This is a genomic window from Sphingobium sp. SA916 (genome assembly GCF_002894065.1).
GTDB classification, from domain to species: domain Bacteria; phylum Pseudomonadota; class Alphaproteobacteria; order Sphingomonadales; family Sphingomonadaceae; genus Sphingobium; species Sphingobium fuliginis.
On the sequence record NZ_LXYF01000026.1, the window covers coordinates 48,401 to 60,962 of the forward strand.

The 12,562-nt window shown below is 61.0% G+C and carries 12 protein-coding genes; 11 read left to right on the forward strand and 1 reads right to left on the reverse strand.

The genetic code is table 11. From position 1 onward, the window contains the following. Positions 1-46: 46 nt before the first annotated feature. The gene (locus A8G00_RS06235; protein WP_099185993.1) at positions 47-1,102 is read right to left on the reverse strand and encodes an NAD(P)-dependent alcohol dehydrogenase; all 1,056 of its coding nucleotides are present in this window, start codon (positions 1,100-1,102) and stop codon (positions 47-49) included. Positions 1,103-1,280: 178 nt separating this feature from the next. On the opposite strand from A8G00_RS06235, the gene uvrC reads away from it, so the two are divergent. The 11 genes from uvrC (at position 1,281) to A8G00_RS06290 (ending at position 12,560) form a co-directional block, all read left to right on the forward strand. Continuing rightward, on the forward strand, positions 1,281-3,194 hold the full coding sequence (gene uvrC, locus A8G00_RS06240) for an excinuclease ABC subunit UvrC (protein WP_103000301.1): 1,914 nt from the start codon (positions 1,281-1,283) through the stop codon (positions 3,192-3,194). A 166-nt stretch (positions 3,195-3,360) separates the two neighbouring features. Continuing rightward, on the forward strand, positions 3,361-5,028 hold the full coding sequence (locus A8G00_RS06245; protein WP_253257929.1) for a histidine kinase: 1,668 nt from the start codon (positions 3,361-3,363) through the stop codon (positions 5,026-5,028). Between the two features lie 145 nt (positions 5,029-5,173). Then, positions 5,174-5,959 (forward strand): DUF2569 domain-containing protein, encoded by a 786-nt coding sequence (locus A8G00_RS06250; RefSeq protein ID WP_103000303.1) that lies wholly within the window; start codon positions 5,174-5,176, stop codon positions 5,957-5,959. Positions 5,960-6,614: 655 nt separating this feature from the next. After that, positions 6,615-6,806, forward strand: coding sequence for a Flp family type IVb pilin (locus tag A8G00_RS06255; RefSeq protein ID WP_103000304.1), 192 nt, complete (start codon positions 6,615-6,617; stop codon positions 6,804-6,806). 22 nt (positions 6,807-6,828) lie between these two features. Next, positions 6,829-7,026, forward strand: coding sequence for a Flp family type IVb pilin (locus A8G00_RS06260; RefSeq protein WP_025546518.1), 198 nt, complete (start codon positions 6,829-6,831; stop codon positions 7,024-7,026). A 66-nt stretch (positions 7,027-7,092) separates the two neighbouring features. Next, the gene (gene cpaB / locus A8G00_RS06265; RefSeq protein WP_172451800.1) at positions 7,093-8,022 is read left to right on the forward strand and encodes a Flp pilus assembly protein CpaB; all 930 of its coding nucleotides are present in this window, start codon (positions 7,093-7,095) and stop codon (positions 8,020-8,022) included. 10 nt (positions 8,023-8,032) lie between these two features. Next, positions 8,033-9,514, forward strand: coding sequence for a type II and III secretion system protein family protein (locus A8G00_RS06270; RefSeq protein WP_044661950.1), 1,482 nt, complete (start codon positions 8,033-8,035; stop codon positions 9,512-9,514). 14 nt (positions 9,515-9,528) lie between these two features. Continuing rightward, positions 9,529-9,810: a hypothetical protein gene (locus A8G00_RS06275; RefSeq protein WP_044661951.1), complete on the forward strand. Its 282-nt coding sequence runs from the start codon at positions 9,529-9,531 to the stop codon at positions 9,808-9,810. A gap of 21 nt (positions 9,811-9,831) precedes the next feature. After that, positions 9,832-11,409, forward strand: a complete 1,578-nt coding sequence (locus tag A8G00_RS06280) for a pilus assembly protein TadG-related protein (RefSeq protein ID WP_172451801.1) — start codon at positions 9,832-9,834, stop codon at positions 11,407-11,409. 9 nt (positions 11,410-11,418) lie between these two features. Next, positions 11,419-11,946, forward strand: a complete 528-nt coding sequence (locus A8G00_RS06285; protein WP_103000306.1) for a TadE/TadG family type IV pilus assembly protein — start codon at positions 11,419-11,421, stop codon at positions 11,944-11,946. Then, a complete protein-coding gene (locus tag A8G00_RS06290) occupies positions 11,943-12,560 on the forward strand; it encodes a TadE/TadG family type IV pilus assembly protein (protein ID WP_044661953.1) in 618 nt (205 codons plus the stop codon). Before A8G00_RS06285 ends, A8G00_RS06290 begins: the two co-directional genes overlap by 4 nt. The last annotated feature ends 2 nt before the right edge of the window (positions 12,561-12,562 follow it).

A 12,562-nucleotide genomic window follows, 5' to 3' on the forward strand; every position in this document is an offset into this window, starting at 1 on the left:
GCGGTCGATCAATGGCCGGCGACGGGGCCGGCCACCGATCTGTCGATCAGGCTGCCGCCAGCGACGCGCTATCGATGACGAAGCGATATTTGACGTCGCTCTTCTGCATCCGGTCATAGGCGGTTTCGATGTCCTGCATCGCGATCATTTCGATGTCCGCCGTGATGCCCTTTTCCGCGCAGAAATCGAGCATCTCCTGCGTTTCGGCAATGCCGCCGATCAGTGAACCGGCAATCGACTTGCGCCCGAAGATCAGCACGCCGACGCTGGGCGAAGGGTGCGGATGTTCCGGTACGCCCACCAGGCACATCGTGCCGTCGCGCTTCAGCAAGGTGGTGAAGGCGTCGAGATCATGGCTGGCGGCCACCGTGTTCAGGATGAAGTCGAAACTTCCACCATGGGCGGCCATCTGGTCCGGATCGCGCGAGATGATGACTTCATCGGCGCCAAGGTCCAGCGCATCCTGCCGCTTGCTTTCCGAAGTCGTGAAGGCGACGACATGGGCGCCCATGGCATGGGCGAGCTTCACCCCCATATGGCCGAGCCCACCGATCCCGACGATACCGACCTTCTTGCCGGGTCCGGCATTCCAGTGGCGCAGCGGCGAATAGGTGGTGATGCCTGCACAGAGCAGCGGCGCCACAGCCGCCAGTTGATCCGCCGGGTGGTTGATCTTCAGGACGAACTTCTCGCTGACGGTGATGCTTTGCGAATAGCCGCCGAACGTATGACCGGGCGCATCCGGCGTCGGACCGTTATAGGTGCCGACAAAGCCGTTCTCGCAATATTGCTCCAGCCCTTCGTCGCAGGCCGAACAATGTTGGCAGCTATCGACCATGCAGCCGACGCCGACCGTGTCGCCGACCTTGAACCGGGTGACGCCGTTGCCGACGGCGGTGACGTGGCCGACGATCTCATGGCCGGGAACGCAGGGGTAAAGCGTGCCGCTCCATTCGGAGCGGACCTGGTGAAGATCGGAATGGCAGACGCCGCAATAGGCGATGGCGATCTGCACGTCATGTTCGCCGGCCGGGCGGCGTTCGATGTCGATGGGTTCCAAGGGCTTATCGGCGGCATGGGCGCCATAGGCTTTCACGATCATGATCGGCTCTTCCTTCAAGGAGGAGCGGCCTCCCTGAAGGGACCGCATTATGGAGGATAGCGCTACCAGTTCCGGCAGCAGCAGGAAGATAGGAAGGGTCAGCCAAGGATCAACGAGGACGGGCCGAAATTTAGTCCCATGCCATTGCGATCCGGGACCATCCCGCTATTTCTCCCTCATGTCGCGTCCCCAATCCCCCGATCGCTTTCATGAAGACAAGGCCACCTTCACCGTCACCGGCAGCCAGCCCGACATAGAGGCCGGCGTGGAGGCGATCCGCACGACGCTCAAAACCCTGCCGACCCGCCCGGGCGTCTATCGCATGCAGGATGCGCGCGGCGATGTGCTTTATGTCGGCAAGGCGCGCGCGCTGCGCAACCGGGTCACCAACTATACTCAGGTCGACCGCCTGCCCAAGCGGCTCCAGCGCATGGTCGCCCAGACCCGCTCGATGACGATCGTCACCACCAACAGCGAGGCGGAAGCCCTGCTGCTGGAGGCGCAGCTCATCAAGCGTTTCCGGCCACCCTATAATGTCCTGCTGCGGGACGATAAAAGCTTCCCCTTCATCCTGCTGCGCGAGGATCATGACTTTCCCCGTGTCCAGAAGCATCGCGGCGCGCGCAAATATAAGGGGCGCTATTATGGCCCCTTTGCCAGCGCCGGATCGGTGACGCGAACCATCAACGCGCTCCAGAAGCTGTTCCTGCTCAGAAGCTGCACCGACAGCTTCTTTGCCAATCGTTCGCGGCCCTGCCTGCTGTATCAGATCCGCCGCTGTTCCGCCCCTTGCGTGGGCCGGATCGACGATGCCGCCTATGGCGAACTGGTCAAGGACGCGCAGGATTTCCTCGGCGGCAAATCGACCGCCGTGCAGAAGAAGTTGGGCGAGGCGATGCAGGCGGCTTCCGACGCCATGGACTTCGAGCAGGCGGCGGTGCTGCGCGACCGGCTGAAGGCGCTGACCTTCATCCAGGGCAGCCAGGCGATCAACGCCGAGGGGCTGGGCGACGCCGACATCTTCGCCCTGGCGACCAAGGGCGGAGCGATGTGCATCCAGGCCTTCTTCATCCGCGGTGGGCAGAATTGGGGCCATCGCAGCTTCTTCCCCGTCCATACCGCCGAAGTGGCCGAGGACGAGGTGCTGGCCAGCTTCATGGCGCAATTTTACGAGGAAGTGCCGCCGCCCAAGCTGATCCTTGCCGACCGGGTGCCCGCCGAATGCGACCTGATGGCGCAGGCGCTGACCGAGCGCATCGGCTCCAGGGTCCGGATCGAGGTGCCCCAGCGGGGCGACCGCACCCGCCTCATCAAACAGGCGCAGCGCAACGCGGTGGAGGCGCTCGACCGGCGGCTGGCGGAAACCACGACGCAGGCGAAGGTGCTGGAGGAGATGGTCGAGACGTTCGGGCTGGACGGGGTGCCCGACCGCATCGAAATCTACGACAACAGTCACATCCAGGGCGCTCATGCCCTGGGGGCGATGGTCGTCGCGGGTCCGGAGGGCTTCCGCAAGAACGCCTACCGCAAGTTCAACATGAAGAACCCGGAAACCTCGGACGACGATTTCGCGATGATGCGGGAGATGTTCGAGCGGCGCTTCGGCCGCGCGGCGCGCGAGGACCCGGATCGCGACAGCGGCGAATGGCCGGACCTGGTGCTGATCGACGGCGGCAAGGGACAATTGTCCGCCGCCCGGACGATATTGGAGGATATGGGCATAGAGGATGTCTGCATGATCGGCATCGCCAAGGGGCCGCATCATGGCCGCGAGGGGCGGGAAGTATTCCACATGCCGGACGGGCGGGAGATCACTTTCCCGCTCAACCATCCCGTGCTCTTCTACCTTCAGCGGCTGCGGGACGAGGCGCACCGCTTCGCCATCGGCGCGCACCGGCAGAAGCGCAGCAAGGCGATTACCGTCAGTTCGCTCGACGAAGTGCCGGGTATCGGACCTTCGCGCAAGAAGGCGCTGCTGATGCATTTCGGAACCGCCAAGGCCGTGAAGAGCGCGGCGCTGGAGGACCTGCTGAAGGCGCCGGGCGTATCCAAGGCGGTGGCGCAGCAGGTCTATGATTATTTCCACGGCTGAGCGATGGCAGGGGTGGTCCGGATTGCCGCCGCCATATTGCCCGGAACGTCGGATTATCTCTGCGACGAATGGATCGCCATTTGACCATCGCCATTTGACCGGGGCATGATTTCCTTTCCATAAGAAGCGGCTCGATAGATATGATGCATCGGGCCGGATGGGGGATATGCGTCACGCGATGAATGGGCCGGGCGAAATCGCGATGCGCTTGAGCTGGTGGGACATGCGGGCGCTTTCGGCATTGCGTCCGTGGCAGACGCTGGATTTCACCCGACTGTTGCTGGCCGTCATCTATGCCGTCGTCAGCTTCGGCTTCTCCAGCGCGCGCCACTGGGCGGAAAGCGCGGAGCATGTGCTGATCCTGCTCATGCTGCTGCTGGCGTTTTCGGCGGTGTTGCTCTCGTCCCGCTCCTGGGTGACGGACATGCGGATCAGGCGACCGGTCATCTATCTGGACACATTGCTGTTCCTGGCCCTGCTGGTCGTCACCAACCCGTCCAACAGCCCTTATTTTTCCGGCAGCTTCTTCGTGGCGGTGGAAGTGGCGCTGATCGTGCGGCGGCGGTTCCATCTGCTCGTTGCCCTGGCGGCGGGCACGGCTGCGGTCGGCGTCACATGGCTTGACGAGATCGCTTCCCTGCCGTCGGAGCCGGAAGCGGAGCGGGTCGTGCTGCGTGCCTGCTATCTGGCGGTGGCGATACTGGTGACCGGCGTGCTGCTCGGGCCGCGCCGGGAAACGCTGTTGCAATTCGAGCGGGACAGGCGGTTGCGGGAGGGGGAGCTGCCGCCCGCCGGGAGCGATCATGGCCCGTTCCTGCTCCATGCCCTGCGGCTTGCGACCCGCGGACATGGGGTTGCCGTGCTGTTCCGCCTTGCCAGCCATGAGCCCCTGCGCTTCGCCAGCAGCGCGGCGCGGGAAATGCCTGCGGTGGGTTTCGGCAATTTGCTGACGGCCGAGACCGGTTGGCATGACCGGTCGAGACATGCGTCGATCTCGCTGTCGGCGGATGGAATAGCCGTGCTGGGACCGTTGTCGCCGGGCGGTCAGGCATGGACGGCGCTGCTGGACGCAGAAACGCTCCTGACGGTAAGGGTGACCATCGGCACGTTCGAGGCGGTGGGCGCGGCCTGTCTGGACGATCCCTGCCATGAGGATCGGGCCGCCATCGCGCAGCGGGCCTTCGAAAGCGCATGTGAGGAACTGACTGTCCGCAACAGCCTGGACCTCGCGCATGTGATCGCCGGTGCGCGGGAGCGGGAGCGGCTGCAGCGGGAATTGCACGACAGCGTTCTGCAGGCGCTGGCCAGCATCCGTTTCCAGATCGCGCCGCTGCTGGCCGGGCGGCAGGTCGAGCCGCTCGCCGTGATCGAGAATGTCGACCGCATCGCGAAGGACCAGATCGCCACGATCCGCTGGATCATCAATCCGGACGTGGATGAGGAGGATTTCGCCTATCTGCCGGAGACGCTGGCGATGGTGGTGCGCTCCCTGGGCGAGCAATGGGGCATAGACTGCGAGTTGAAGGTGGAGGACGGCAATTGCGCGACCAGCGCGATGATCGGCCGGGAACTGAGCTTCGCCGTGCGGGAGATCGTCGCCAATGCGGTACGCCATGCGCGGGCGACCATGGTGAACTTCGCGCTGGAACCGGACGGCAACCGCATCGCCCTTCAGGTGAGCGACGATGGCGTGCCCAATATGGCGCGGCTGGGATCGAGCGGGGCAGTGCCTTCGCGGTCGCTGATGCGGCGGATACAGATGCTGGGCGGGGAGGTGTTCCTGCAGAATATCGGCGGTCGGACGACGATCCGCATCACCGTTCCGCGCACGTAACGGGCCGCCGGGCTTTATCTTTTCCAATGGCTCACCATATCTGGACGGCCGCGTAGAACCTTTCCCGCGATTGCGCATTTACCGGGCGTTTACCAACATCGCGGATAGTCGCGGCAAGGTTCGGCGTTCGAAGGAGTCCGGTTCCATGGTGCGAATGGTCAGGGGCCGTCTCTACCGCAAGAGCGTGGCCGTCGTGCTGTCGATGCAGGTCAATCTGGAGCGCATCGTCGTCATCTGGATCATGGCTGCCGCCTTCGCCTGCGGCCTGCGGCTGGCCTTTCCGGCGACGCCCTACAGCGGAACGCCCTGGGGAAGCGGGGCGGGCCTGCTGCCCTATATGCTGGTGGTTGGCGCGCCTGTTGGATCGCTGCTGCTGGGATTGAAGCTGTTTCCGGCGGGACGCATCCATGCCCAGCCCGCCTTTCGACTGGCGCAGGTGGGCCGCTGGCGCAAGGTCGACTGCCTGAGAGCGCGGGAGATGTCGCAATTCGGCCTCTATGGCGTGATGGCGTCTCTGCTGGTGGGAATTGCGGTGAACGTGCCGGTGCGCACGCTGGAATTTCTCAGCTCCATTCCCGCGTTGGGCAGCTATTCGCCGCCCTGGTTCGTCGGTCTCTATAGCGTGATGCTGGCGGATGTGGTGATATTGTCCAGCCTTTACATGTTCGCCTTTGCCATGGCCCTGCGCCTCGTGCCGCTTTTCCCTCGCTTTCTGGTAATGGTCTGGGGTGTCGACCTGCTGGCGCAGTTGGGCATCGCCCATCTGGTGGCGGGGATTGACAATGTGCCGCATGGCGTCGACGCCGCTTTGCTGGACATGCTGACAGGCAATGTGAAGAAGGTCCTGATCAGCGCCGCGATCTGGCTGCCCTATCTGTTGTTGTCGGATCGGGTGAACCTCACATTCCGTCATCGGGTAAGTGCGAAGTAAGGAAAGCGGCAACATTTGTTCCTGAATGGGACAGGTGCAAACCGCTTTATTTCCGGGCCTTTGTGCGACGAGTCGCGGCTGATTCGCGATGATCGGTGCGAGTGGCGGCTGCTGCTCTGGTCAAGTTATCGATCCTGTCTGCCCCGAATAGCCTAGAACGAAGGTATTAGTCGCCCGGGTAATTCAGCGGCGGACGGCCAACTATTCCTCTCAAATAAGACAGGCTTGAGTTCCTGATAACTGTTATTTTATTCGAAATGAAATTCGGATAATATTCCTTGAATTTCAGTTTGACTATGATATTTTGAAATAGAGAAAAATAAAAATCCCAACAATATAAAAGTAAATCTCTAATTTTCTAAAAGCATATATCCAAAGATATATTAGAAAAATACCATTGTTTACTTAAAGTAATGAATCTGGTTGACGGAAAAGGTTAACAAAAAATTGCTTTAAGATTTTGAAAAATATACATATTTTTTACCATGTTGACTTGCATCAGCTTTGGTCCAATTTGAAAGCAAGTTCTACGGGAACTGCCAACTACCTGGTGATCGGAGCATACCGGCGCCGGGGTCGCGAGGTGGACAGGCCCCTACCGTGGAGCTGAGCAAGAGCAACTGGGAATTGCTCCCAGCGAGTAGGGGTAAAAGATATGACCTTTTTGAAAAGCCTGGGGGCCGACCAAAGTGGTGCGTCGGCGGCCGAATATGCTTTGATCCTGGCGATCGTGGGGACGGGTATCGCGCTGGCGGCCTGGAATCTTGGTGGCGCGATCAAGAACTCGATGAATGCGGCGACCAACTGCATCAAGACGGTCGGTACGAACACGCAGCCCAGCTGCTAAACTGTAAATAGGGGTGAGGGACATGACTTTTTTCAAAAATCTTTATGCTGATCAAAGCGGCGCATCGGCGGCTGAATATGCTTTGATCCTCGCTATTGTCGGTACCGGCATTGCATTGGCTGCCTGGAACCTTGGTGGCGCGATCAAGAACTCGATGAACTATGCCACCAATTGCATTTCGACTGTCGGCACAGGTAATTCTCCGTCAGCGAACTGCTAATGATGAAATAGGAAGGCCGGTCACATCACTGGCCTTCCTATACCTTCAATTCCGGGGGGAGTTGTCGTGGGGCAGCGCAGATCACTTATAGTCCTAGGCCTCGCAATATTGTTGGGTCTTGCGGCCGTTTTCGTCGCCAACGCCTATCTGAGCCGCGCCGAAAAGGCGCCGCCACCGGAAGGCGGAATGACCAAGGTCGTAGTGGCGACCGTCTCGCTGCCCTTCGGATCGGCGGTCACCGCCGAAAAGATCCGCGTGGTCGACTGGCCAACCAGCTCGGTGCCTCCCGGCGCTTTCCGTGACCCCATCCAATTGACCTCCCTCGGCAAGGGCCGCGTCGTCCTTCGGCAAATCGAGCCCGGCGAACCGATACTGGCCTCCAAGCTCTCCGGGGAAGGCGGGCGGGCCACGATGTCGGCGGTCCTGGCTCCAGAAATGAGGGCCGTCGCCGTACGCGTGAGCGATGTAGCCGCCGCGGGCGGCTTCGTGCTTCCCGGCGACACCGTCGATGTCTTCGTCACTCGCACCCTTCAGGACCCGGCAGGCGGCGGCAGCCAGCAGATCACCGACGTCCTGCTTCAAGGCACGCGGGTGATCGCCATCGACCAGAACGCCAATGACACGTCCAAGGACCCGGCCGTCGGCAAGACCGCGACGCTGGAGGTCAACCAGGTCGACGCGCAGAAGCTGGTTCTGGCGCAGCAGGTCGGGCAACTCACGCTGGTCCTGCGCAATATCACCGACAAGCCCAATCCCGCCGTGCAGACCGTCGGCATAGAGGATTTGCGCGACGGCGCCTATGTGGGCGGTTTTGCCGGCCCGCGCGCCCGCGTTGCCGACCTTGCCTATCTGCCGCCGCGTCCGGCCTCCTCGTTCCGTCCCGCACGCCGCGCGATTCCGAAGAACACGAACGCTCTGCCGTCGACCGCATCGGTCGAGATCGTGCGCGGCACGACCGGCACCAGCTATGAGGTGAAGCGCTATGGTTCCCGCTAAGTCCTTGCCGATGCTGGCATTGTCTCTGGCGCTGGGCGCCGGTGCGTCGCTGCTGCCCATGCAGGCGCAGGCGCAGGTCGCCTCGCTCAACGTCAATAACGCCAACCATGCCGGCCAGCTCGACGTGCCCCTCAACAAGAGCCAGGTGCTGACCGTCGACCGGCCTTTTTCCAAGGCGTTGGTCGGCAATGCGGAAATCGCTGACGTCCTGCCCATGACCAACCGTTCGGTCTATGTGCTGGGCAAGAAGATGGGCACCACCAGCCTGACGCTCTACGACAGCCGCAACATGATGATCGCGGTAGTCGATGTGGCCGTAGGCCCCGATGTCGTGACGTTGAAGCGGCAATTGTCGGAACTGTTGCCCGGTCAGCCTATCGGCGCCCGCATTTCCAATGACGCTGTGGTGCTGACCGGCACCGTGTCGAGCGCGGCGGCGGTCGACCGTGCGGTGCAGATCGCCAAGACCTATGCCGGTGACAAGGTCGTCAACATGATGTCGGTAGGCGCCGCTCAGCAGGTGATGCTGGAGGTGCGCTTTTCCGAAATGACCCGCAGCGCGGCGAAGCAGTTCGGCATCAACACCGCTTTCCTGTCCGATAGCGGCAAGGTGGTGGGCGGCATCGGCAACGCGGCGCAGTCCTCCGCCATCCTGTCCGACACCAATGGTCGGCCGATTGTGGATCTGAGCAAGATTCTGGACAGCTTCGGCATCGGGGCGGCGAATTATTCAGTGGGCAGCCTCAACCTCACCACTGCACTGGACGCGCTGGAGCGCAAGGGCGTCGTGACCACGCTGGCCGAGCCGACACTGGTCGCGCTGTCGGGCGAAACGGCGTCTTTCCTGGCGGGCGGCGAGTTCCCGATACCGGTATCGCAGGGCGGCAATAGCGGCGGCAGCGGCAATAACGGCGGCAATTCCATCACCATCGAATTCAAGCCCTTCGGTGTCAGCCTGGGTTTCACGCCGACAGTGCTGGAGGATGGCATCATCAATCTGGTGGTGGAGCCGGAGGTCAGTTCCATCGATCCATCCGCTTCGGTGACGATCAACGGTCTCACCATCCCGGGCCTGCAGACGCGGCGCGCCAGCACCACGCTGGAATTGCGCGATGGGCAGTCCTTCGCCCTGGCAGGGCTGCTGCGCAAGGATTTCCAGGACACGGTGCGGCAGTTTCCGATCCTGGGTTCCATCCCGATCATCGGCGCACTGTTTCGTTCCAGCGGTTTCCAGAAGAGCGAGAGCGAGCTTGTCATCATCGTGACGCCGCGCCTTGTGAAGCCGATGCGGGCAGAGGATGTGCGCCTGCCGACCGACCGGGTCGCGCCCCCGCACGAACTCGACCTGTTCCTGATGGGGCGGACGGACAAGGCGGTGGGGATCAATCCGCTCGATCCCAATGCGATGCCGCCCGAAGCGCCCAAGAACGCGCCTGCGCCTGCCAAGGAAGCGCCCGCGACAGGCAAGGCGCCCAGCGGATATGAGCTGTGAGCAGGAGGTTGACGATGCGTGCACTTTATCTTGCCCCGGCTCTGCTTCTGCCCCTGCTGGCAGGCTGCACGGCGAACGACCCGACCTTCGGCGGCGCGGTGCGCAGCAATTATGCGATGCAGGTGATCGATCCCGACCCGCATTATGAAGGTACGTTGGTCGAGGGCGGTGATGGCCAGCGCTCGGCCGCGGCGGTGGAACGCTATCGCACCGACAAGGTGAAGAAGCCCCAGTCGATCCGTACCACCAGCGGTACTGGAGGCGGTGGCGGCGGTTCCGGCGGTGGAGCCAACTGAACGAGGAGGATGAGAGATCCCATGTCTCGCGCTCGGAAAAGCTTGCTGCAGTCAACAGGGGGTGCGGTCGCTCCGACGGTTGCGCTGTCGCTTTTCGCGCTGATCGCGGCAGGCGGGATTGCTTTCGATTATGCACGGCTCGCCGGAATGGACAGCGAGTTGCAGAGCGCGGCGGATCAGGCGGCTCTGGCAGCGGCAAGTCAACTTGACGGTGCGACTGGCGCGTGCAGCAGAGCTGCAAATGCGGCAAGGAACCTGATTGCCAATAACAGCCGTTTCGCAAATGATGGCTCAACGCCGCGCATCACGATTGCGGATGAGCCCGCCTGCGATGCTACAGGGGCAATCCGTTTCTACGAGACCAAGGACAAATCCAAGGCCGCAACGAACGACGCAACAGCCAATTTCGTTGAAGTCACCGTTGGCACGCGATCCGCCTTTTATGCCTTGACGCCGATAGTATCCGCAATTTCCTCCGGCCCTGTTTCGGGGACAGCTTATGCGGGTGTGGGTTCCGCCATCTGTGGAGCCGTTCCATTCTTCATCTGCAATCCTGACGAGCCTGATGGCAACACCAATTCCCATTACGCGGTTTCAATTCCATCCGGCACAGGCATCGTGATGGCGGAAGGAGGCACGCAATGGGGGCCCGGTAATTTCGGCTTCGTCGATCAGGCAGGCAGGGGCGCAAGCAGCGTAGCAGAGGCTCTTGCTTCTAATGCCTTGTATAGCAATTGTGCGCCGACCGAAAATGTGACGATGGAAACGGGCAACCTACTCAACGCCGTGCGGGATTCGCTCAATATGCGGTTCGACTTTCCGCCCGGCAATAGTTCCGCATGTTCCAATCCTCCCTGCTCACCTTCCACTAATGTGCGCAAGGACGTGGTTCGCGGTGCAACCTGTTCCTGGCAGGAAAATCCGGCTGACAATACCAACTATGAGAGCAAACGTTACCGGCCAACGACCGCCGCTGTGCTGAGTCCTACCATTACGCCGGAAATCATGGGCTTCCCGCGCGACCTGATGCATTCCATCGGCGCGAGCAATTATACCTCGCGCATCGGCAACGGCGTGTGGGACAGGGCCGCCTATTTCCGATCCAATCATCCGAGCGTTGATTGGCAAAACACCGCTGGTCTGGGGCCCAATGTCACCCGCTATCAAACCTATCTTTGGGAAGCGGAGGATCCAGCGGCCCGCCTGGCACCAAGGGCGACGACGGGTAATCCCAATCTTTCCACTTACAGCACGCCTCAGGCGGGACAGTGCAATTATCCGGGCGTCGCGCCCAATACGAACAACATAGACAGGCGACGTCTGACCGCTGCCGTGGTCAATTGCAAACTTGCCGATAAGAACAAGCAACTGAATGGCAAGAAGACGATTCCGGTGGCGGGTTACATCGACGTCTTCATGGTGGAACCTAGCATGGATCGCACCAAATGTGGGGGCACTCCGAGCAACCAGACTGGCTGTTCCGCTTCCTACACGAGCAGAAATGACGTTTATGTGGAAGTCATCGGCTCATCGGGCACCGGCGAAGGTGGCGGCACCCCGCAGATCACGCGGCGCGATACTCCGCGTCTGATAGAGTGAGGCGGAGCGATGTTTGTGCACCTTTTCAGGGAGCAGTCGGGTTCGTCCGCCGCCGAAATGGCGCTCGTGACACCCTTGCTCATCGCGCTGATGTTCGGCGCTTTCGAACTCGGCAATTATTTTCTGAGCGAGCATGTCGTGGTCAAGGCGGTGAGGGATGGCGCCCGCTATGCCGGCCGGCTGAGTTTCTCGAATTTCAGTTGCACCACGGCGTCGACCGATAATGTTCCGGGCGGCACCGTCGAGGCGGACACGCGCAATCTGGTTCGAACCGGGCAACTGACCGGCGGCAATGCGCGTCTCACCGGATGGACCGATCCGCAGTCGATCAGAGTCACCTATGATTGCGTCGATCCGGCAAGTGTCAGCGCTTCGGGTATTTACGAAGGGATGAATTTCATTCCCGTCGTGAAGGTGGCGACGTCAACCGACAATGCTCACCGGCTTCAATATCAATCGTTATTCAATAAGCTGGGATTCGACAGTAGCACCTTATATCTGAACGCAAGTTCTCAATCGCCGGTGATGGGGTTATGAGCAAATCCTTCACCGCCCTGATCAGAGACAGCCGGGCCTCCTCCGCAGCCGAGTTTGCGTTAGTTTTGCCGCTGCTGCTTATCTTCCTGCTGGGTATCATTGATGTCGGGCGATTGATGTGGACCTGGAACCGTGCGGAAAAGGCTACCCAAATGGGCGTCCGTTACGCCGTCGCCACCGATCCGGTGGCAACCGGCATCGCGACATACAGCTTCGCGACCGGGAGTAGCAGCATCGCACAGGGGTCATCGATAGGCACATCCTATTTTTCATCGATGACATGCAATTCCACTGCCTGCGGTTCATGCAGCGGCAGCGCATGCAATTCCCTGATAACACCCTATAACTCGGCGGCTTTCACCAATATTGTCAATCGGATGAAGGCATTCCTGCCGGAATTAGGTGCGGCCAATGTCGAGGTTCAATATGATAATTCCGGTATCGGTTATTCCGGTGATCCAAATGGCCCAGATATAGCGCCGCTGGTCACGGTACGAATAAAAAACATGGCCTTTCGGCCCATAGCGCTCATCCTTTTCAGGGCATCGATTCCATTACCCAGTTTCAGCGCCGCTCTCACCATGGAAGACGGCCAGGGCTCGGCATCAAATTGAGG

What these genes read in the sequence shown, in the direction of transcription:
- A8G00_RS06280 (WP_172451801.1), top strand. Translation starts at nt 9,832, where the DNA reads ATGTCTCGCGCTCGGAAAAGCTTGCTGCAGTCAACAGGGGGTGCGGTC.
- A8G00_RS06270 (WP_044661950.1), top strand. Translation starts at nt 8,033, where the DNA reads ATGCTGGCATTGTCTCTGGCGCTGGGCGCCGGTGCGTCGCTGCTGCCC.
- A8G00_RS06245 (WP_253257929.1), top strand. Translation starts at nt 3,361, where the DNA reads ATGCGTCACGCGATGAATGGGCCGGGCGAAATCGCGATGCGCTTGAGC.
- A8G00_RS06250 (WP_103000303.1), top strand. Translation starts at nt 5,174, where the DNA reads ATGGTGCGAATGGTCAGGGGCCGTCTCTACCGCAAGAGCGTGGCCGTC.
- A8G00_RS06285 (WP_103000306.1), top strand. Translation starts at nt 11,419, where the DNA reads ATGTTTGTGCACCTTTTCAGGGAGCAGTCGGGTTCGTCCGCCGCCGAA.
- A8G00_RS06255 (WP_103000304.1), top strand. Translation starts at nt 6,615, where the DNA reads ATGACCTTTTTGAAAAGCCTGGGGGCCGACCAAAGTGGTGCGTCGGCG.
- uvrC (WP_103000301.1), top strand. Translation starts at nt 1,281, where the DNA reads ATGTCGCGTCCCCAATCCCCCGATCGCTTTCATGAAGACAAGGCCACC.
- A8G00_RS06235 (WP_099185993.1), bottom strand. Translation starts at nt 1,102, where the DNA reads ATGATCGTGAAAGCCTATGGCGCCCATGCCGCCGATAAGCCCTTGGAA.
- A8G00_RS06290 (WP_044661953.1), top strand. Translation starts at nt 11,943, where the DNA reads ATGAGCAAATCCTTCACCGCCCTGATCAGAGACAGCCGGGCCTCCTCC.
- A8G00_RS06260 (WP_025546518.1), top strand. Translation starts at nt 6,829, where the DNA reads ATGACTTTTTTCAAAAATCTTTATGCTGATCAAAGCGGCGCATCGGCG.
- A8G00_RS06275 (WP_044661951.1), top strand. Translation starts at nt 9,529, where the DNA reads ATGCGTGCACTTTATCTTGCCCCGGCTCTGCTTCTGCCCCTGCTGGCA.